Source organism: Micromonospora auratinigra (genome assembly GCF_900089595.1).
GTDB lineage: Bacteria > Actinomycetota > Actinomycetes > Mycobacteriales > Micromonosporaceae > Micromonospora > Micromonospora auratinigra.
Window position 1 is genome coordinate 2,035,262 of the sequence record NZ_LT594323.1, and the last position, 19,545, is coordinate 2,054,806.

Annotated in this window: 21 protein-coding genes; 8 read left to right on the plus strand and 13 right to left on the minus strand. The window is 75.3% G+C overall.

Annotated elements, in window-relative coordinates; translation table 11 throughout:
- The first annotated feature begins 143 nt into the window (after positions 1–143).
- Positions 144–293 carry a hypothetical protein gene (locus GA0070611_RS31060; RefSeq protein WP_157740279.1) on the plus strand — a complete coding sequence of 50 codons (150 nt, stop codon included), beginning with the start codon at positions 144–146 and terminating at the stop codon, positions 291–293.
- A gap of 37 nt (positions 294–330) precedes the next feature.
- Complete coding sequence (locus GA0070611_RS09370; protein WP_091660949.1) at positions 331–828, plus strand: DinB family protein; 498 nt, start codon at positions 331–333, stop codon at positions 826–828.
- A 131-nt stretch (positions 829–959) separates the two neighbouring features.
- Here the strand turns inward: GA0070611_RS09370 and GA0070611_RS09375 are convergent, their stop codons facing one another.
- The 8 genes from GA0070611_RS09375 to GA0070611_RS09410 are packed head-to-tail and all read right to left on the minus strand — an operon-like array spanning position 960 to position 8,725.
- Positions 960–2,213: a beta-ketoacyl synthase N-terminal-like domain-containing protein gene (locus GA0070611_RS09375; RefSeq protein ID WP_091660953.1), complete on the minus strand. Its 1,254-nt coding sequence runs from the start codon at positions 2,211–2,213 to the stop codon at positions 960–962.
- On the minus strand, positions 2,210–3,478 hold the full coding sequence (locus GA0070611_RS09380; RefSeq protein ID WP_091660957.1) for a beta-ketoacyl-[acyl-carrier-protein] synthase family protein: 1,269 nt from the start codon (positions 3,476–3,478) through the stop codon (positions 2,210–2,212). Before GA0070611_RS09380 ends, GA0070611_RS09375 begins: the two co-directional genes overlap by 4 nt.
- Positions 3,475–3,885 carry a cupin domain-containing protein gene (locus GA0070611_RS09385; RefSeq protein ID WP_091660960.1) on the minus strand — a complete coding sequence of 137 codons (411 nt, stop codon included), beginning with the start codon at positions 3,883–3,885 and terminating at the stop codon, positions 3,475–3,477. The genes GA0070611_RS09380 and GA0070611_RS09385 overlap by 4 nt, the downstream gene beginning before the upstream one ends.
- Positions 3,878–4,588, minus strand: a complete 711-nt coding sequence (locus GA0070611_RS09390; protein WP_091660964.1) for an SRPBCC family protein — start codon at positions 4,586–4,588, stop codon at positions 3,878–3,880. Before GA0070611_RS09390 ends, GA0070611_RS09385 begins: the two co-directional genes overlap by 8 nt.
- Complete coding sequence (locus GA0070611_RS09395; RefSeq protein WP_091660968.1) at positions 4,588–6,156, minus strand: acetyl-CoA carboxylase biotin carboxylase subunit; 1,569 nt, start codon at positions 6,154–6,156, stop codon at positions 4,588–4,590. The genes GA0070611_RS09390 and GA0070611_RS09395 overlap by 1 nt, the downstream gene beginning before the upstream one ends.
- Positions 6,157–6,621, minus strand: a complete 465-nt coding sequence (accB, locus tag GA0070611_RS09400) for an acetyl-CoA carboxylase biotin carboxyl carrier protein (RefSeq protein WP_091660971.1) — start codon at positions 6,619–6,621, stop codon at positions 6,157–6,159. It abuts the gene before it with no gap.
- Positions 6,618–8,396 carry an acetyl-CoA carboxylase carboxyltransferase subunit alpha gene (locus tag GA0070611_RS09405; RefSeq protein WP_231921385.1) on the minus strand — a complete coding sequence of 593 codons (1,779 nt, stop codon included), beginning with the start codon at positions 8,394–8,396 and terminating at the stop codon, positions 6,618–6,620. The genes accB and GA0070611_RS09405 overlap by 4 nt, the downstream gene beginning before the upstream one ends.
- Positions 8,393–8,725, minus strand: a complete 333-nt coding sequence (locus tag GA0070611_RS09410) for a TcmI family type II polyketide cyclase (RefSeq protein WP_091660975.1) — start codon at positions 8,723–8,725, stop codon at positions 8,393–8,395. Before GA0070611_RS09410 ends, GA0070611_RS09405 begins: the two co-directional genes overlap by 4 nt.
- A 394-nt stretch (positions 8,726–9,119) precedes the next feature.
- On the opposite strand from GA0070611_RS09410, the gene GA0070611_RS09415 reads away from it, so the two are divergent.
- The 5 genes from GA0070611_RS09415 (at position 9,120) to GA0070611_RS09435 (ending at position 13,518) form a co-directional block, all read left to right on the plus strand.
- Complete coding sequence (locus GA0070611_RS09415) at positions 9,120–9,986, plus strand: AfsR/SARP family transcriptional regulator (RefSeq protein ID WP_091660979.1); 867 nt, start codon at positions 9,120–9,122, stop codon at positions 9,984–9,986.
- Between the two features lie 137 nt (positions 9,987–10,123).
- Positions 10,124–10,471 (plus strand): TcmI family type II polyketide cyclase, encoded by a 348-nt coding sequence (locus tag GA0070611_RS09420; protein WP_091660983.1) that lies wholly within the window; start codon positions 10,124–10,126, stop codon positions 10,469–10,471.
- A gap of 234 nt (positions 10,472–10,705) precedes the next feature.
- A complete protein-coding gene (locus GA0070611_RS09425) occupies positions 10,706–11,809 on the plus strand; it encodes a helix-hairpin-helix domain-containing protein (RefSeq protein ID WP_091660986.1) in 1,104 nt (367 codons plus the stop codon).
- Positions 11,810–12,006: 197 nt separating this feature from the next.
- Positions 12,007–13,209 carry a low temperature requirement protein A gene (locus GA0070611_RS09430; RefSeq protein ID WP_091660989.1) on the plus strand — a complete coding sequence of 401 codons (1,203 nt, stop codon included), beginning with the start codon at positions 12,007–12,009 and terminating at the stop codon, positions 13,207–13,209.
- A 102-nt stretch (positions 13,210–13,311) separates the two neighbouring features.
- Positions 13,312–13,518, plus strand: coding sequence for a hypothetical protein (locus GA0070611_RS09435; RefSeq protein WP_091660994.1), 207 nt, complete (start codon positions 13,312–13,314; stop codon positions 13,516–13,518).
- Between the two features lie 120 nt (positions 13,519–13,638).
- Here GA0070611_RS09435 and GA0070611_RS09440 read toward each other — a convergent pair whose 3' ends face one another.
- From GA0070611_RS09440 to GA0070611_RS09450, 3 genes are all read right to left on the minus strand, one after another.
- Entirely contained in the window at positions 13,639–15,720 is a 2,082-nt protein-coding gene (locus tag GA0070611_RS09440; RefSeq protein ID WP_231921483.1) for an APC family permease, read from the minus strand.
- 86 nt (positions 15,721–15,806) lie between these two features.
- The gene (locus tag GA0070611_RS09445; protein ID WP_091660997.1) at positions 15,807–16,226 is read right to left on the minus strand and encodes a hypothetical protein; all 420 of its coding nucleotides are present in this window, start codon (positions 16,224–16,226) and stop codon (positions 15,807–15,809) included.
- A 122-nt stretch (positions 16,227–16,348) separates the two neighbouring features.
- Complete coding sequence (locus tag GA0070611_RS09450) at positions 16,349–17,203, minus strand: alpha/beta hydrolase family protein (RefSeq protein WP_091661000.1); 855 nt, start codon at positions 17,201–17,203, stop codon at positions 16,349–16,351.
- 123 nt (positions 17,204–17,326) lie between these two features.
- On the opposite strand from GA0070611_RS09450, the gene GA0070611_RS09455 reads away from it, so the two are divergent.
- Entirely contained in the window at positions 17,327–17,875 is a 549-nt protein-coding gene (locus GA0070611_RS09455) for a CGNR zinc finger domain-containing protein (RefSeq protein WP_091661003.1), read from the plus strand.
- A gap of 4 nt (positions 17,876–17,879) precedes the next feature.
- Here GA0070611_RS09455 and GA0070611_RS09460 read toward each other — a convergent pair whose 3' ends face one another.
- Together GA0070611_RS09460 and GA0070611_RS09465 are read right to left on the minus strand one after the other, a co-directional pair.
- Positions 17,880–18,620 carry a phosphotransferase gene (locus GA0070611_RS09460; protein ID WP_197675892.1) on the minus strand — a complete coding sequence of 247 codons (741 nt, stop codon included), beginning with the start codon at positions 18,618–18,620 and terminating at the stop codon, positions 17,880–17,882.
- Positions 18,621–18,695: 75 nt separating this feature from the next.
- The gene (locus GA0070611_RS09465; RefSeq protein WP_091661010.1) at positions 18,696–19,466 is read right to left on the minus strand and encodes a DUF5995 family protein; all 771 of its coding nucleotides are present in this window, start codon (positions 19,464–19,466) and stop codon (positions 18,696–18,698) included.
- Positions 19,467–19,545: the final 79 nt, after the last annotated feature.

Genomic DNA, 19,545 nt, shown 5'->3' on the forward strand with positions numbered 1-19,545 from the left:
GATCGGACGCGTACGCCGGCCCGGTACCCCGCCGGCCGCCGGGCGCTGCCGTCGCCCGTGGACGGTGCCGTTTGACGTGCCCGGGGCCCGGGTAGGTGAGCTGCCCGGCCGGACGTACCGGCGCGGGCGAACGGAGGCCGTCCATGCGCTGGCTGCTCGTGCTCCTGGTCCTCGCGGCGATCGTCCTGGTCTGGGTCGGACTGGGCCGCGGCGCGTTCCTGGCCGGCCGCAAGGCCCGCCGGCACATCGAGGCAGGGCGGCAGGCCGACGGGGACGGCGACCCGCTGCGCTGAGCGATCCACTGTCGGACCCGGCCCGTAGCCTGCCGGCATGGTGTTCCGCTCCCCCGTCGACCGTGCGCTGCCGGATCTCCTCGCCGACGAGCGGGGCGCGCTGACCCAGCAGCTCGACTTCCACCGGGCCACCCTGCTGCACAAGCTGGACGGCCTCGACGAGGCGGACCTGCGCCGGCCGATGACCCCCTCGGGGCTCAGCCTGCTCGGCCTGGTCAAGCACCTCACCGCCGCCGAGCACGGCTGGTTCCTGGAGACCTACGCCGGGCAGCCCGCCGGCCCGGTCGCGCCGGAGGCGGAGTTCCTGGTCGCGCCGACCGAGCGCGTCGACGAGCTGGTCACGTCCTACCTGGACACCTGCGACCGGGCCCGCGCCGTGGTGGCCGCCGGCGGTCTCGACGACGTGGTCCGCACCGGGTGGAACCAGTCGATCAACCTGCGGGCCATCCTGGTGCACATGATCGAGGAGACCGCGCGGCACAACGGCCACGCCGACCTCATCCGCGAGGCGCTCGACGGCGTCACCGGGGCCTGACCCGCCGGGGCCGACCGTCCCGGTCCCTGCTTCCCAGCGACGCGGCGAGCAGGCGGACCGGACGAGGCCAACACGGCGAAACGGCGGTGCCCGTACACCACGGACACCGCCACCTCGTCGACCTCCCGGCGCTACCCGCGAGCCTCCCCCGCCGGGGGTGGGGCGGCGCCGCGCAGCACCAGGGCGCTGTTGAAGCCGTCGAAGCCGCGCGCGCCGACCAGGGCGATCCGGCTGCGGGGCCGCCGCTGCTCGCGCAGGAAGGTCAGCTCGCAGCCCGGCGCGGGTCGCTGCGGGCCGGCCGAGGCGGGCAGCAGGTCGTGCCGGAAGGCGAGCAACGCGGTCGCGGCGTCCAGCGCCGACCCGCCCTGGTGGGCCCGGCCGGTCAGCGGCTTCTGGGTGGTCACCGGCGGGGTGTGGGTGCCGAAGACGGTCCGCAGGGCGGTCGCCTCGGCCCGGTCGTACGCCGGCACGCCGAGCGCATCCGGCCAGATCACGTCCACGTCGTGCGCCCGCACCCCGGCCCGGTCCAGGGCCAGCCGCAGGGCCCGGGCGTAGTGGGTCGGATCGGGGCCGGCCTCGACGTCGGTGGGCGCGCCGTCGTGGGTGGCCGCCCAGCCGGTGATCTCGCCGTAGACGCGCGCGCCCCGGGCCAGCGCGTGGCCCAGCTCCTCCACCACGAACACCGCGCCGCCCTCGGCGGGCACGTAGCCGCAGGCGTCCGCGTCGAACGGCCGGTACGCCCGCTCCGGGTCGGCCACGTCGCTGAGCAGCCCGGAGCGGAGCTGGCAGGCCAGCGCGTACGGGCTGAGCGGGCACTCGGTGGCTCCGGCGATCACCACCGGGGTGCCGCGCCGGACGGTGCGCACCGCGTGGGCGAGACTGTCCAGGCCACCGGCCGACTCGGAGACCGTCACCCCGGACGGCCCCTTGAACTGGTGCCGGATGGAGAGCTGCCCGACGCTGGCCGCGTAGAACCAGGCGATCGACTGGTACGCCCCGACGGTCCGGCTCGGCCCGCCCCACAGCCGCTGGAGCTCCCGCTGCCCGAACAGGTTCCCGCCCGACGAGCTCGCCAGGGTGACCGCCCACCGGTACGGGTCGGGCGACACCTCCGGCAGCCCGGCGTCGGCCAGCGCCAGCCGGGTCGCGGCGAAGCCGAGGTGGGTCCACCGGTCGGTCTGCACCCGCTGCCGGGTGTCCACGTGGCCCGCCGGGTCGAAGTCGGGGACCTCGCCTCCGACGCGGGTCGGGTAACCGGCCGGGTCGAAGAGGGTGATCGGGCCGGTCCGCCGGGTGCCGGCGAGCACCGTCGCCCAGTGCGCCTCGGCGCCGACGCCGCTCGGCGCGACCACGCCGATCCCGGTCACCACCGCCCGCGCCGTCACGATGCGGCCGCCAGGCGGCGGAAGAGCATCGCGGACTGGAACCCGCCGAAGCCGCTGCCCACCGAGAGTGCCACGTCGACCGGCACCTCACGGGCCTCGTTCGGCACGTAGTCCAGGTCGCACTCGGGGTCGCGGGTGGCCCAGTTCGCGGTGGGCGGCACCACCCCGTACTCGATGGCGAGCGCGCAGGCGGCCATCTCGATCGAGCCGATCGCGCCGAGCGAGTGTCCCACCATGGACTTGATCGAGCTGATCGGCACCCGGTACGCGGTGTCGCCGAGCGCCCGCTTGAACGCCGCGGTCTCGTGCCGGTCGTTCTGCCGGGTGCCGGAGCCGTGCGCGCTGACGTACGAGACGGCCGCCGGGGCCAGCCGGGCCTGGTGCAGCGCGTCGGTGATGGCCAGCGCCATCTCCACCCCGTCGGGGCGCAGCCCGGTCATGTGGAAACCGTTGCTGCGGCTGGCGTAGCCGGCCACCTCGCAGTACACGTGCGCGCCGCGGCGCCGGGCGTGCCCGGCCTCCTCCAGCACCAGCACGGCCGCGCCCTCGGCGAGCACGAAGCCGTGCCGGTCGGCGTCGAACGGCCGGGAGGCATGCGCCGGGTCGTCGTTGTCCGGGCTGGTGGCGCCGATGGCGTCGAAGGAGGCGACGGTGACCGGGGAGATCGGCGAGTCGGCCGCGCCGGCCAGCACGATGTCGGCCTCGCCGTCGACGACGAGCTGGTGGGCGTACCCGATGGCGTCGATGCCGGAGGTGCAGCCGGTGGAGACCACCTGGGCCGGGCCGTGCAGGCCGTGCCGGCAGGCCACGTCGGCGGCCAGGCTGCTGGGCACCAGCGCCTGGTAGAGGTACGGCCCGCCGAGGGCGTGGTCGACCAGCCAGTGCCGGCCGGAGTCGCTGACCCGCACGTACTCGCGCTCCAGGGCCATCGTGCCGCCGACCGCGGTGCCGAGCACCACGCCGGCCCGCTCCCGTTCGGCGTCGGTGAGGGTGAGGCCGCTGTCGGCGAGCGCCTCGGTGGCGCAGGCGAGCGCGAACTGCACGTACCGGTCGGCGCGTTGCCGTTCGGCGAGGGTGATCCCGGCGGCGTCCGGGTCGAAGTCGCACTCGGCGGCGATCTGCGAGCGGAACGGGCTGGGGTCGAAGAAGCTGATCCGCCGGGTGGCGGTCCGCCCCTCGGTGATGGTCTTCCAGAACCGGTCCCGGGTGGTGCCACCGGGGGCGACGACGCCGACCCCGGTGACCACCGTGCGCCGGCCGGTCACGACGATTCCCGTGGCGCGGGCGGGCCGGCCTCGGTGTCGACGTGACCCAGCTCGGGGCGGGGGGCGAGCGGTCCGAGATGGAACACCACCTCGGCCGGTTCGTCGCCGGTGTTGCGCAGCCGGTGCCGGACGTCGCGGGCGACGAAGAGGCCCTGCCCGGCGGCGAGCGGCACCGGCCGGTCGTCCAGGTCGACGGTGATCGCGCCCCGGCAGACGTAGAGGAACTCCTCGCTGTACGGGTGGTAGTGCTCGGCGATCCGCTCCCCCGGCTGCAGGGTGGCCACGCCCATGAAGCCCGAGGTGCTGCCGACGGTCTTCGGGCCCAGCAGCACCCGCAGCTCGCCGCCGCGCCGGCGGTCGGCGGGGACGTCGCCGGCGGCGACCGGGGCGGTGGTGGTGTCACTCATCGCCGGCCTCCGCGTACCGCCGCTCGACGCGCTCCTTGATGACCGCGAGCTGCACCGCGCTGTTGCGGTTGATCCGGGCGGTCATGCCGGCGTTGTCCAGCGGCGCGTCCCGCTTCATGGCGAAGTCCTGCACCCAGGTCATCCGGGTGCCACCGGGGATCTCGGCGTAGTGCCAGTGGATGTGCATGTACTCGAACGGCCCGGTCTCCACCCGGCGGGCGTGCACCTGGCGGGTGGCCGGATCGGCGGTGCGTTCGCTGACCCAGCTCCACGCCACCCCGTTCTCGTCGGGGTGCATGGTCAGCCGGAACCGCACGGTGTCACCCTCACGGTGCAGGATCTCGGCCACCGCGTACTCGGTGAACAGCTCGGTCCACCGGGCGACGTCGTTGGTGATCTCCCAGACCAGCGGCAGCGGCGCGGCGATGTCGACCGCGTTCTCGGTGTGTCCGGGCGGGTCGGCCGCGCGGGCCACCAGGTCGGCCACGCCGTCGATGCTCAACTGCCCGGCCTGTTCGGGGATCTTCACCCGCCACCGGTCCGCGACGACCGCGGAGAGTTCGAGCAGGGCGAGCGAGTCCATCCCGAGTTCCTCCAGGCTGGCCGCCGGGGTCCGGGCGGCGGCATCGGCGTCCAGGCCACAGTGGGTGACCAGGATGTCGGTGATCTCGCTGGCGAGCGGTCGGTCGGGGGCCAGGGTCATCAGGTCCTCCAGGCGGTCGGGCCGGCGGCGGGCACGGCGGTGACGGGGCTACGGCCGGCCGGGTCGGCGTCGGCGCGGGCGGTGGGCAGGGGCTCGGTGGGTACGGCGTCGGCGGTGGCGGCGGTGGGAGCGGCGGCCGCGACGGCCCCGGCCGGCGCGGTCCCGGTGGCGGTCGGCTGGGCCGCACCGGCGGCGGAGGGCTCGCCACCGGCCGGCGGGGTCGCCGCGAGCAGCCGCTCCACCAGGGCGGTGGTGTGCCGCGCGGCCCGGAACGCCGGGTCCCGCAGCACCCGCCGGGCGAAGCCGATGGTGGTCCGGACGCCCGGGCCGGCCACGTCGAACTCGGCGAGCGCGCGGTCCAGGCGGGCCAGCGCGCCGTCGCGGTCCGGGGCCCAGACGGCCACCTTGGCCAGCAGCGAGTCGTAGTGCGGGCTGACCAGGTAGCCGACGTGGCCGTGGGTGTCGACCCGGGTGAACGGGCCGCCCGGGGGCCGGAACCGGTCGAGCCGGCCGGGCGCGGGGGCGAAGTCCCGCTCCGGGTCCTCCACGTTGACCCGGCACTCCACCGCCACCCCGTGCAGCCGGACGTCGGACTGCCGCAGCCGCAGCGGCGTGCCGGCGGCGACGTACAGCTGCTCGTGCACCAGGTCGATCCCGGTGACCAGCTCGGTGACCGGGTGCTCCACCTGGATCCGGCAGTTGATCTCCAGAAAGTGGCACTCCTGCGCCTCGTCGACGAGGAACTCGACAGTGCCCGCCCCGGTGAAGCCGACCGCCAGGGCGCCGCGCAGCGCCGTCTCGGCGAGGGTGTCCAGGGTGGCCGGGCGCAGCGCCGGGGCCGGGGCCTCCTCGACGAGCTTCTGGTGCCGGCGCTGCACCGAGCAGTCCCGGGTGCCCAGGTGCACGCCGTTGCCGTGGCCGTCGCAGAGCACCTGCACCTCGACGTGCCGGGCGTCGGTGAGGTACCGCTCGACGTACACCCGGTCGTCACCGAAGGCGACCTGGGCGGCGGCCCGGGTGCGGGCGTACGCGCGGGGCAGCTCGGCGGCGGAGCGGACCACGGTCATCCCGCGTCCGCCCCCGCCGGCGGCGGCCTTGACGATCACCGGGTAGCCGACCGTCGCGGCCACCTCCAGCGCGTCCGCGACCGTCGGCAGGGTCCGTACGCTGCCCGGCGGCAGCGGCAGGCCGGCCTCGCTCATCAGCGCGCGGGCGGTGGACTTGTCCGCCAGCGCCGCCATCACCTGCGGCGGCGGGCCGACGAAGACCAGCCCGTTCTCCGCGCAGATCTCGGCGAAGTCGGCGTCCTCGGAGAGGAAACCGTAGCCCGGGTGCACCGCCTGGGCACCGGTCTGCCGGGCGGCCTCGACGATCGCGGCGGCGTTGAGGTAGCTCTGCCGGCTGGCCGCCGGGCCGATCCGGACCGTCTCGTCGGCCAGCCGTACCGGCAGCGAGTCGGCGTCGGCGGTGGAGTGCACCACCACCGTGCGCACGCCGAGTTCCCGGCAGGCCCGCAGCACCCGCAGCGCGATCTCGCCCCGGTTGGCGATGAGCACCTTCTCGAACATCTACTCGCCCCGGCCGTGCAGCGGCGCCAGGGCGATCAGCGGCTGGTCGTACTCGACCGGCTTGCCGTCCTCCACCAGCACCTCGACCACCCGTCCGGCCTGGTCGGCGGCGACCTCGTTCATCAACTTCATCGCCTCGACGATGCCGATGACCTGACCGGGCCGGACCACGTCACCGACCGCCACGAACGGCGCCGCGCCCGGCTCCGGGGCCCGGTAGAAGGTGCCCACCACGGGCGCCCGCACGGCGAGCCGCTCCGCCGCCGGCTCGCGCGGTGGCTCCGCCGCCGGTTCCGCGGCAGCCCGGGGCGCCGGGGTCGCCGGCCCGTGCCACTCCACCTCCAGGACCGTCTCGCCGCTGCGCAACCGGACCCGGCGGACCGGTCCGGCCAGTTCGGCGACGAGCTGGCGGGCCTGCCGGCGCAGCCCGGCCAGCACCGCGTCGGGGTCGTGCGCCGCGCTCATGGCCTCATCTCCGTTCGGGTCTGCGCCGCCGCGGCGACGCCGTCGGGCGCGCGGTCGCTCTCGGCCCCGTCGGCCGGACCACCCACGGTGGACCGGGCCGCGCCGTAGCGGCGGAAACGCTGCCGGCGCCGGCGGACCAGGGTGGCCGGTGGCACGTCGAGCAGGCCGGCGAGGTTCGCCGTGACCGCCCGGCGCAGCAGGTCGGCGGCGGCCACCGGGTCGGCGTGCGCGGCGGGCGCCGGTTCGGGCACCACCTCGTCGACCACGCCGAGCCGGCACAGGTCACCGGCGGTCAGCCGGAGGGCGCGGGCCGCCTGCGGGGCGGCGGAGCTGTCCGGCCAGAGGATCGCGGCGCAGCCCTCCGGGCTGATCACCGAGTAGACGGCGTGTTCGAGCATCAGCACCCGGTCGGCCACCGCGAGGGCCAGCGCCCCACCGCTGCCGCCCTCACCGGTGACCACCGCCACCACGGGCGTCGGCAGCACGCTCAGCGCGAGGATGTTCTCGGCGATCGCCGCCGCCTGGCCCTGCTGCTCCGCGCCCACCCCCGGGTCGGCGCCGGGGGTGTCCACCAGGGTCACCACGGGCAGGCCGAGCCGGGCGGCCAGGCGCATCAGGCGCAGCGCCTTGCGGTGCCCGGCCGGGCTGGCCATGCCGAAGTTGCGGGCCACCAGCTCGGCGGTGGTGTGTCCCTTCTGGTGGCCGATCACCATCACCGGCCGGCCGTCCAGGCGCGCCAGGCCGCCCACCACCGCCGGGCAGTCCGCGCCGAGCCGGTCGCCGTGCAGCTCGACGAACCCGTCGAAGGCGGTCTCCAGGTAGTCCAGGGTGCTCGGGCGGCCGGGGTGGCGGGCCACCCGGACCGTCTCCCAGGCGTCCCGGCCCGGGCCGGGCACCGTCGCCGGCGCGGCGACGCCGGCCGGTCGCGGCGACCGCCGGGCCGGCTCCTGCCGGGGTACGCCGGCACGGCGGCCGCCCCGCGCCGCGGCCAGCAGCGCGCTCAGCCGGCCGCGCAGCGCGTGCCGCGGCACCACCATGTCGACCTGCCCGTGCCGGAGCAGGAACTCGGCGGTCTGGAACCCCTCGGGCAGGGTGCCGCCGGTGACCTGCCGGATCACCCGGGGGCCGGCGAAGCCCATCCGGGCGCCGCTCTCGGCGAGCACCAGGTCGGTGTTGGTGGCGAAGGACGCGGCCACCCCGCCGTAGGTGGGGTCGGTGACGACGCTGACCGTGAGCAGTCCCGCCTCGCGCAGCCCGGCGATCGCCTGGCTGACCGTGGCCATCTGCATCAGCGACAGCGCGCCCTCCTGCATGCGCGCGCCGCCGGAGGCGGTGACCAGCACCAGGGGCAGCTCGTCGGCGAGCGCCCGCTCGGCGGTCCGGGTGATCAGCTCGCCGACCGCGCAGCCGAGGCTGCCGCCGAGGAACCGGAAGTCCATCACCGCCAGGGCCACCGGGTGCCCGCCGATGCGCGCGGTGCCGCAGAGCACCGCCTCGTCCAGCCCGGTGCCGGCGCGGGCCGCGCTGAGCCGGTGCGGGTACGGCAGGGTGTCGACGAAGCCGATCGGGTCCACCCGGGGCGCGCGGTCCGGCAGCGGGCGGAACGAGTCCGGGTCGGTCAGCTGGGCCACCCGGTCGGGGGCCTCCAGCCGGGCGTGCGAGCCGCATTCGGGGCAGACGTCGAGGTTGCGGCGCAGCCGCTTGCGGTAGAGCAGCGAGGAACAGCCGCCGCAGCGCGACCAGAGCTGCTCGTCACGGGGCGCGGTGGTGGTCACGACCGCCGTCCCGGGGCGTCGTACCGGTAGAAGCAGTGCGCCATCGCGTCCCGGGGCGACCGCCAGGTCGGCAGGTACGGCGAGATGTACGGCCGCAACTGCTCGCTGATCCGGACGAACTCGGGGTGGCCGCGCGCCTCCTCCACCGCCCCCTCGGTGGCGCGCTCCGTCTCCAGCAGGTGCACGTAGAGGTCGTGCAGCCGGTAGAGCGAACGGTGCCGGACACCGACCAGGCCGGGCAGGTCGGTCGCGTCGGACTCGGCGAAGATCTCGGCGACCCGGTCCTCGGCGGTCGGCAGCACCTTGGCGACGATGAGCGAGCGATCCATGGACGGCCTCCCCTGGGCGGCGTCGGCGGAGGCGGGTGCCACCGCTGCGCCGGTCGACTGCCGCCACCGTGCCGCCGGGACCGTCAACGCGGCGTCACCTGATCGCCATCCACTCCGGATCGTCGTGACGCTGCGTTGACGCAAACTGTGTGCGAGTTATGGGAAGGTCATCTTCCGGCTTCGCATGTCGACACTTACTCGCAGTTCAGCGCGGGTTTCTGGGATGCTTCCAGTCAGCGTCGCATTACCGACGAGATGTTGACCCAGTGTAATCACGGTTGCTAATCTCCGTCCGGTCAGCCCGGTTCCGGCGGCGTCGTGGCCGCCGGCGGCGAGGCCGCTGCGACACCGCGGTCGCGGACCGCCGAGCCGGACATCAGCTGACGGTCGGGACATGGGTTCCGGTGCAGGGGGTGCGCCCGTGACCGCTCGATCGAGGACGCCCACGGCGGGCGGCGCCACCCCCCGGGTGTCGCTGCACCTGCTCGGCGGCTTCCGGCTGCTGCACGACGACGCCCCGGTGGTGGTGCCCCGGGGCCTGCAACGCGTCATCGCGCTGATCGGACTGCGCCCGTCGGCGACCCGTAGCCACCTGGCCGGCCTGCTCTGGCCGGAGACGCCGGAGGAACGGGCGCTGTCGTCGCTGCGTACCGCCCTGTGGCGGCTGCGCCAGGACCCCTGCTGCCCGCTGCACACCGACGGCGACACGGTCCGGCTCGGCGACACCGTCCACCTCGACGTGGACGAGCTGGTCGAGGCGGCGGCCCGGGTCCGCGACGGCGCGGTCCCCCGCACCACCGGCCCGACCGGCCGGCACGACCTGCTCCCCGGCTGGTACGACGACTGGGTGCTGCTGGAGCGGGAACGGTTGCGCCAGCTGCGGCTGCACATGCTGGAGGAGCTGGCCGGCAACCATTTGGCCGCCGGCCGGCACGGCGAGGCCCTGGAGGCCGCGCTGGAGGCGATGGCGGCGGAGCCGCTGCGGGAGACCCCGCACCGCCTGGTGGTCCGCATCCACCTGGCCGAGGGCAACGCGTTCGAGGCGGTGCACGCCTTCTACGTCTACCGGGACCTGCTGCTGCGGGAGTTGCGACTGGAACCCTCGCCGGCGATGTCCGCGCTGCTCGCCGACACGCTCGCCCCGATCCGGCACGCGAGCCGACGGGAACCGCCACCGCGCCGCACCGACCGCAGTGGCCCGTCCGGCCCGCCGCCCTCGCCGCGCGGCCCGGCCGCCCCGACCGCACCGGGTTCCCGGTGAGCGGTCGACCCGCCACATCGGACGTCACCACCCGGCGACAGTCCGTGACGACGAGGTGACACCGCGTCGGTGATGCTGTCGACCACACGGTGTCCGCCGCTCCCCGGCGGAGCAGTCACCGGGCGAGAGGGGTCCCGATGAGTCGACTGTTGGTCGTCAGCCGGATCGTCCCAGGCGCGGAGGGACGGGTGGCACAGATCTTCGCCGAGTCCGACGCCACCGAGCTGTCCCGCCTGACCGGCGTACGGCACCGGTCCTTGTACAGCCTGCACGACCTGTGCGTACACCTGATGGAGACCACCGACGTCGACCCGGACGCGGCCGCCGGGGCCCGCGCACACCCGCTGTACCGCGCGGTCAACGAGCGGCTGTCCGCGCACACCTCGCCGTACCTGCCGACCTGGCACTCGCCCCGCGACGCCGTCGCCGGCTGCTTCTACAGCTGGGACGTCGCCGACGCGTCGTCGCCCGGGCGGCTGCGCTGACCCACGCCCGCCCCGGCCACCGGACCGGCGTCCCGGGCCCCTGATGGCACCAGGGTCCGGGGCGCCCCGGGCGGCCGCGCGGCACACGCTCGGTCATCCCCCCGCCACCGGCCGGCGCCACGCCGTCCCGCCCGGCACGACGGTCGCCGACCTCCCTGTCGTCCCCGACGTACGTGTGCGAAGCTGCCCCGAGTTTTCACACGTCTGTCGTGCACACATACGAGGAGGTTGGCCGTGCCGTCGAGTTTCGGGCAATGGCTGGTCGTGATCCTGGCCCTGGTGGTCGGACTGGTGGTCGGCTGGGTGGTGAGCGGTCGGCGGACCGCCACCGGCGAGGCCGCGCCCACCGTGGAGAGTGCCCCGGCGGCCGGCGCCGCCGAGGCCGTCGTCGACCAGGAGCGGCCGGAGGCCGTGGTCGACGAGGTTCCCGCTCCCGCCGCGGTGACCGAGGCGCCCACGCCGGTCGAGCAGGACGCTCCCCCGGCCGCCGCCGCCCTGGCCGCCCAGGCCACCCCGCTGCCGTCCACCGAGGCCGCGCCCGCCGAGGTCGCCGTCGCGGACGAGCCGGCCCGCACCGCGGACGCCGACCCCGAGCCCGTCGAGCCCGTCGAGCCCGTCGCCGTCGAGCCCGTCGCCGCGGAGCCGGTGACCGCCGAAGCCCTCGCGAGCGGGTCGTCGGTCGAGCCGGCCGACGCCGACGAGCCGGCCCGTACCACCGAGCCCTTCGCCGCCGGAACTGTCGCCACCGAGCCGGTCGTCACCGAGGCCCTCGCGACCGGGTCGTCGGTCGAGCCGGCCGACGCCGAGCCGGCCCGCACCGTGGACGCCGAGCCGGTCGCCGTCGCCGCCGAGTCGTCGGTCGAGCCGGCCGACGCCGAGCCGGCCCGCACCGTGGACGCCGAGCCGGTCGCCGTCGCCGCCGAGCCCGTCGCCGCCGCCGAGCCCGTCGCCGCCGCCGAGCCCGTCGCCGTCGCCGCCGAGCCCGTCGCCACCGCCGCCGAGCCGGTCGCTGCCGGCGCGGAGAGCCCGGTACCGGCGGTGGTGCCGGCGCCGCGGACCTCGGTCGAGGATGCCGTGGCCGGCGAGCCGGCCGCGGACGACTTCCGGCGGATCCAGGGCATCGGCCCGAAGATGGCCGCCGCGCTCCAGGCGGCCGGTGTCCGCACGTACCAGCAGCTCGCCGAGCTGGACGAGGGCGCGCTGCGGGAGACCATCAAGGCCGCCGGGCTGCGCGCCGCGCCGAGCCTGGCGACCTGGTCGCAGCAGGCCAAGGTGCTGGCCGGGGCCCGCGCCGAGGCCGACCGCGTGCTGCCGGCCGGCGGCGGCCGGGACGCCTGACTCCGCGTCCCGGGTCGGTGGCGCCGCCACCGACCCGGGACGGCCGGCGGTCCCCGGGGACGGCCGGCCGTCCCCGGGACCGGCGGCGCGAACCCAGGGAATGCGGCAAAACGGACACGTGCCGGGACCGGTGTCGCTACGGTCGGTGAAGGGCCGGCCGGCCCGCCGCGCCGATCCCGCCACCGCAGGAGCAGCTCGTGCCCTTCGCCACGCCGGAGCAGCCCGCCGCACGGCGACCTCCGGTGCGTGACCCCGAGTCACCCCGGCGGGTGACCCTGCTGGAGCTCTTCTTCGACCTGGTGTACGTGGTGGCGCTCGCCCTGATCTCCCGGGGCCTGGTCGTCGACCTGTCCTGGGACAAGGCCCTGCAGTCCCTGTTGATGCTGATGGCGCTCTGGTGGACCTGGGCCATCACCACCCTGGTCACCGACCTGTACGACCCCCAGCGTCCCGAGATCAAGCTGCTCATCACGGCGGTGATGTTCGGCGCGCTGCTGATGACCACGGCCATCCCCGAGGCGTTCGGCGCCCGGGGGCTGGTCTTCGCCGGCACGTACGTGGCGATCCACCTCGGACGCGGGCTGTTCCTCATGCCGACCGTACGCCACGACCCGCAGACCCAGCGCCGGGCGATCCGGATCTTCGCCTGGTTCGCCGTCTCCGCCGTGCCGTGGCTGATCGGCGCGTTCGCGCACGGGCACGCCCGGGAGGCGCTCTGGGCGCTGGCGCTGGGCATCGACTATCTCGGCTTCCGGCTCGCGTACCCGGTGCCCGGGCTGGGCGTGGTGCCGGACGCGCAGCGCACCGTCACCGCCGAGCACCTCTCCGAGCGCTACCAGCAGTTCTTCATCATCGCCCTCGGCGACGCCATCCTGGTCACCGGCACGATGTTCAGCCTCAGCCACTCCGAGGCGGAGAACATCGCCGCGTTCAGCACCGCCTTCGTCAGCACCCTGCTGCTCTGGCGCATCTACGTGCACAAGTCGGGCGAGCTGCTGCCGCACGCCATCTCCCGCGCCCGGCAGCCGTCGAAGTTCCTGCTGACCGCGCCGTACACCCATCTGGTGATGGTGGCCGGGGTGGTGACCACGGCGGCCGGCTTCGACCTGGTGCTGCACGAACCCACCGGCCGCACCCCGCCGGCCTGGGCGGCGGTCATCCTCGGCGGACCGGCGCTGTTCCTGCTCGGTCGCTGCTGCTTCGAGTACGAGGTGTTCAGCCGGGTCTCGCTGTCGCGCCCCGGCGGCCTGCTGGCCCTGCTCACCATCGCCCCGGCCGTGCTCTTCCTGCCGCCGCTGTTCGCCGCGTTCGGCGCCATGCTGGTGCTGGCCGGGGTGGCGGTCGCCGACCACCTGCGCAGCCGGGGCCGGCCGCCGGAGGAACCGGCGCCGCCGCACTGACCGGTGATGGTCGCAATCGGCCACGGGCGCCGTTTGGCCGTCACCCCGCCCGGGGTACAAGTCCTCCACCTCAGATCCACCACAACCCCCGTGGAGGCAACCATGCGCGGCACCTCGATAGTCGGAGTCCTGGTCGTCATCTGGCTGGTGATCGGCGCGATCGCGGCCGGTCAGCGCGGCTACTACAGCAACGACGACACCAACTGTGCCGAGGCCGGCACGATCCTGGTCACCATCGTGGCCGGTCCGCTGAACTACATCGGCGCCAACCCGAAGGTCGACTGCAAGCTCCCCGAGCCGTCCAAGTAGGCCGTCCGCTCGTCCGGCCCGCGCCCCGCTCCCCCGCGGCGCGGGCCGTCCCGTGTCCGGGCCCATGGGTGACAAGGGGACCCCTCTGCACCCGGAGGCGTCACGAAGGGGCCCGCCCTGTCAGCCGCCGACGTGGATGCCGGGGCGCCGGGTGGGGTCGCGTTCGGACTTGCGGATGATCTCCCGGACCACCGGCGGGGTGTCGCCCCGGCCGAGGATCAGGTAGCGCAGCAGGTGCGCGATGGGGTTGCCCTCGGACCACTCGAAGTGCGCGTGCGGCCGGATCCCGGTGGCGTCGCGCAGGGCGAGCAGGATGGCCGCGATGGCGTTGGGCGCGGCCGGGCTGCTGGCCCGCAGCACGCGGTAGCCGCCCACCTCCACGCCGTGCACCCGCAGCACGTGGCTGAACTGGGACGGGTCGGAGACGTCGATCTCCAGGAAGAGCACGTCCGCGGCGCCGGGCACCGGGTTCATCCCGCGCTGGGCCCGCTCCTTGACCCGGTACTCCTTGAGCGAGCCGGTCTGCCGCTTGTTGGCGATCAGGTGCAGCCGGCCGTCGTGGGCGATCGAGTCGGCGACGAAGCGCCGGGCGGCCTCGTCGAACTCGATCCGCTCGGCGCGCAGCTCGGTGGTCCGGGACACCCGGGAGATCAGCGACACGGCCACGATGCCGGCGATGAAGAGACCGGAGATGGCGATGCCGTCGGGCTTCTCGATGACGTTCTCGGTCAGCGCGTAGAGCAGCACCACGGTGAGCACCGCGAAGCCGGTGGCCGCCACCCGGTGCCTGGCCGCGTACGCGGCGATGGTGACCGCGATCGCGCCGGAGACCATCATCGCGAGGATCCCGGTGGCGTACGCGCCGGCCTGGGCGTTGACGTCGGCGCGGAAGGCGACGGTGATGGCCACACTGATCGCCGTGTAGACCAGCACCACCGGCCGGACGGCGCGGCCCCACTCCGGCGCCATGCCGTACGAGGGCAGGTAGCGGGGCACGATGTTGATCAGCCCGGCCATCGCGGAGGCGCCGGCGAACCAGAGGATGAGGATGCTGCTGATGTCGTAGACGGTGCCGAACGCCTCACCCAGGTGCTCGTGCGCCAGCCAGGCCAGGGCCCGTCCGTTGGCCGCCCCGCCCGGCGCGAACTCCTTCGGCGGGATCAGCAGGGTGGTGACGAGCGTGGTGGCGACCAGGTAGACCGACATGATCAGGGCGGCGGCGGTGAGCAGCTTGCGGGTGTTGGCGATCCGGGCCCGCAGCCGCGCCTCGGCGTCCGCGCCCGCGCCCTTGACCAGCGGCATCATGCTCACGCCGGTCTCGAAGCCGGAGAGGCCGAGCACGAGCAGCGGGAAGGCCAGCACGCTGGTGCGCAGCACCTCCCCGGCCCCGCCGAAGCTGGTCAGCCGCGACGTCCAGTCGCCGATCACCGCCGGGTCGGCGGCGATGTCGACCGCGCCGGCGACCACGATCACCGCGTTGAGGCCGAGGAAGATCGCGACGAGCGGGATGGCGACCTGGACGGCCTCGTTGAACCCGAGCAGGAACACCCCGCCGAGGATCAGCAAGAGCACCACGGTGACCACGACCGCGGTGCTGCCGCCGTGCGGGAAGGACTCCGGCAGCAGCGGGTTCTCCAGCAGGTGCACGGTGGCGTCGGCGGCGGAGAGGGTGATCGTGATGATCCACGAGGTGGCCACGAAGCCGAGCAGCACCAGCACGAAGATCTTTCCGCGCCAGAACGGCAGCAGCCGTTCCAGCATGGCCACCGAGCCCTGGCCGTGCGGGCTCTCCCGGGCCACCCGCCGGTACATCGGCAGCATCCCGAACAGGGTCAGCGCCACGATCAGCAGGGTGGCGACCGGGGAGAGCGCCCCGGCCGCCACCGCCGCGATGCCGGGCAGGTAGGACAGGGTGGAAAAGTAGTCGACCCCGGTCAGGCACATCACCTGCCACCACGGGTGGGCGGCGGTGTGGTCCTCCCGGCTCTCCGGGCCGACCGGCTGCACCCTGTGCTGGAACAGCCAGCGGGCCAGCGGGCCGACCGGCTCGGCCGGGCCCACCGGCGAGTCCACGCAGGCCGGCAGGCCGACCGGCTCCCGGCCGCCGCGCTCCGGGTCGCGCGCCGCGCGCAGCGCCCGGTCGGCCGCCGTCGGCGTGTGGTTGCGCCGTCCCCGGGTACGCCGGTCCCGCCCGTCCGCCATCTGCATCCCTTCCGACCCTGAACCGACGGTAGGCGGTACCTCCCGCCCGGCCCGCCGGAACCCGGCAAGCCGAGAGAGATCATCGCTCAGCCGGTCCCGGTCCGCACCGCGGCGCGCAGCGCCTCCGGGTCGGTCACCGTCACGGTGACCGCCGGGTGCCGCGGCCACCGGCCGGGGGCCAGCGCCGGCACCGGGGTGGCGAAGCGCAGGCAGACCCCGGCGGCCACGCTGCTGCCGAAGGTGGCCCCGCAGTCGGCCAGCGACAGGTGCGGCCCGATCGCCCGCCACCAGCGGTACGGGCCGCCGAGCTCCGCCCCGGTGAGGTTGTCCCGGGCGGTGCGCAGTCGCCAGGGGCCGAACCGGACGACCAGCTCGTCCGGGCCCAGTTCCACCCGGGCGGTCTCCGGGGTGACCCCGAGCAACGCCAGCGGCAGCCGGAAGGCGGGGTCGAACCGGAAGGGGAACCGCTGGGTCGGGCCCGGTCGCGCCGGGTCGGGGTGTGCCATGGCGGCGACGTACCCGGCACGGCCGGTCCGACACCCGGCTCAGGTCGGCCCGGCCCAGCCGACCGACCGCGAGCGGGGACCGGTCGGCACCCCCCGGGCCGGCCGGCCTCCGCTCGCGCCGGTCATCCGCGCAGGTCCAGCAGCGCGGCGAGCCAGGCCAGCCGGTCGTCGCGGACCTGCGCGGCGCGCAGGTCGTGCTCCTCGCCGGGGTAGAGCGACACCCGCGCCCGTGGGGCGGCCGCGGTGAGGGTCGCGCGGGTCTCCGGGCCGACGAAGGGGTCCGCGCCGCCGAACTGGAGGTACGCCCGGTCACCGAGGCGCCCCAGCAGGTCCACCGGGTCGAGTCCGGCGAAGACCCCCCGGTACGCCGCCCGCTGCTCCTCGGGCAGTTGGAGCCAGTACCTGTCGAACCAGTTCGCCCAGGTGGCGTCGGACGCCAGCAGCACCGCGGCCCGCAGGTCCGGGGTGGTGGCGGCGAGGTCCACGGCGTACATCGCGCCGTAGTCGTGGCCGACCACGGCGGTGCGGTCGCGGTCGACGCCGGGCTCGGCCAGCAGCCGCCGGTACGCCTGCCGGACCGCGTCGAGCTGGGCGGTGACCGCCGCGCGGTCGCGGGCGTCGCCGACCGGGTCGGCGGCCCACGGGAAGGTGAGCTGGGGCAGCACCGAGACCACTCCGCGCCCGGCCAGGGTGGTCGCCTCGGCGAGGAACTCGGTGCGGTCCTGGTCGACCCGGCCCGGCTCGAACCAGTGCAGGTCCAGCACGCCGGCCAGCCCGGCGCCGGACCGCTGCGGCCGGACCAGCCAGGCGCGGACGGCCGGCTGGCCGGGCACCGGGATGTCGATGTCCCGCACGAGGACGGCGTCCCGGTGACCGGCGGCGGCCGGCACGGCTCCGGCGGGCATCCCACCGGCGCCGGCGAGTGCCCCGGTGACCAGCAGCACGGCCGTGGACACGAGGACCGACAGACGTCGCATCCCGCACCTCCATCAGTTTCTAAACGGCTTTGACAACTGATGACGCTAGGATGACGGGAAGCCATCGGTCAAGACGGGAGGCGGGACGCAGGTGTCGGCAACCGGACGGCGGAACGGACCCCGATGAGCGCGGTGCCCCCGCTGGAGCCCGCGCTGCGGCTGGCCGTGACGCTGCTGCACAGCTACTGGGTGCTCCAGGACCCGGTCGACCAGCTCTCGGTCGCCCGGCTCCGGGCCGCCGGCCGCGACCTCGGGCTCGCGGAGGTCACCGATCCGCTCGGCGAGCCGGAGCTGCCCCCACTCCGGGAGCTGCGGGACCGGTTGTACGCGGTCTTCGCCGCGCCGGACCCGGCCGCCCGGGTGACCCGCCTCAACGAGGTGCTCGCGCAGGTCAGCGCGGGCACGGCGGTCGAGTCCGCGCCGGACGGCACGCTGCGGCTGACGCCGCTGCCCCGCCCCGGACCGGTCGGGCCGTTCGCCGCGCTGGTCACCGGGGCCCTCGCCCGGGCGGCGGCGGCCGGCGGCCCGGACCGGTTCGGGGTCTGCGCCGCCGACCCGTGCCGGGCGCCCTACCTGGACCGGACCCGCGCCGGCCGGCAACGCTACTGCTGCGAGCCGTGCAACAACCGGGCCGCCTCGGCGGCGTACCGCAGCCGGTCCCGGCGCGGCTGACCACTCAGGCCAGCGCGGCGGTCCAGGTGTCGACGTGCGCGTCGAGCAGGTCGGCGGTGGCCGCCCAGTGGGGCCCGTCCGTGGCGTGGATCCGTGCCCACGGCTGCACCCCGTCCCGGGCGCCCCGGCGCAGCAGGTCGGACATGGCGCGGGCGCGCGGCCCGAGCGTCGCGGCCAGGGCCGGTCGCTCCGCCCGGACCAGGCCGTAGCCGTCGACGAAGGCGCGCAGCCGGGCGGCGGACTCCGCGACCGGCCGTTCCGGGCGCATCCCGGCCATGCTCTGCGCCGCGTAGGCCAGCTCCCAGCGACGGGTGCCGGGGCCGGCGCCGTCCCAGTCGATCAACACCCAGCCCCGCGCGGCGCGCACCAGGTTCCACGGCGCGGCGTCGTGGTGGCAGATCAACTCCTCGCCGTCGGGCGGGATGACCCGCTGCCACACCGCGCCGGCCGGGGGCACGACGCCTGCCGTGGCGCGGTGCAGGTCGGCCAGGAACGCGCCGATGGAGGCCAGCTCGGCCGGGGAGTACGTGCCGCACGGGTCACCCGGCTCGCCGGGGACGTACTCCAGCACCTGCCGGCCCTGCGCGTCGCGGCCGAGCGGACGGGGCGCGCCGGTGAAGCCGACCGCGTGCAGGTGGGCGAGGAGGGCGTCGACGGCCTCGGTCCACGGACCGACCGGGCGCCGCACGGTGTCCCCGACGCGGACGACGCCCGCCGTCACGTTGCCGGTGAGGGGCTGTTCCATCTGGATCATGGTGCCGGACGGCCGGCGTCCCCGCGTTCTCCCCGGACGAGAGAACGCGGGGACCCCCCGTCCCGACTACTGCAGGAACGCCCCCAGCGGCGAGAGCAGCAGCCGGCCGAGCAGCGCGGCGTTGTCGTCCAACCGCGTCCGCTCACACTCGCGGGCCTGCGGATCGTGCCGGCAGCGCCAGATCTTCTGGGCGTTGCGCCAGGCCACGTTCCGGGTGTACTCCACCAGTTCGCCCTGGTACCAGTCGTCGATGTCGCCGTTGACCATGTCGATCATGAGCTGCCAGTGGTCCAGGTAGCCCCGGCGCAGCTCCGGGATCCGCTCGGCGAAGATGTGGTTGATCTCCAGGTAGTCGCGGTGCTGGTCGCTGCCGTCGACCGGCTCGGACTCCAGGCTCTCCAGCGTGGTGACCAGCGCGAACGGCAGGTCGAAGTTGATGTGCGCGTTCACCCCGGCGGCGGCGGACGGCAGCGGCCGGGCGTCCGGGCCGCGTAGCCGACGGAACAGGCAGGCCCAGGCACGCGGCGTGTTCGGGCTGGAGTCGGTCCAGAACCGCAACGCGTCGAAGTACCGGGCGGCGAACTCCACGTCCAACCGGGCCAGGAAGGCCGGGTCGGTGAACCGGTCGTCGTACAGGCCGTCGAGGACGGTGCTGGTGATCACCAGGTAGAGCCGGTTGAAGTCGGCGAGCGGGCAGCTCGCCTCGAACGGGGGCAGCCGGACCAGCAGGTCCTGGAGCTTGGTGAGGTGGTCGACGACCGCCGGCACGTCGGCGGGATGGTCGGCGAGCAACCCGACGATGTCCTGGTGCACAGGACCCCAGACCGGTTCGGCCATGTCTCCTCCACGACGGCCGACACGCGCTCCCCGGCGGCGCGGCGACCTCGGCACAGCCTGCCAGTCGGCCTACCCGGGT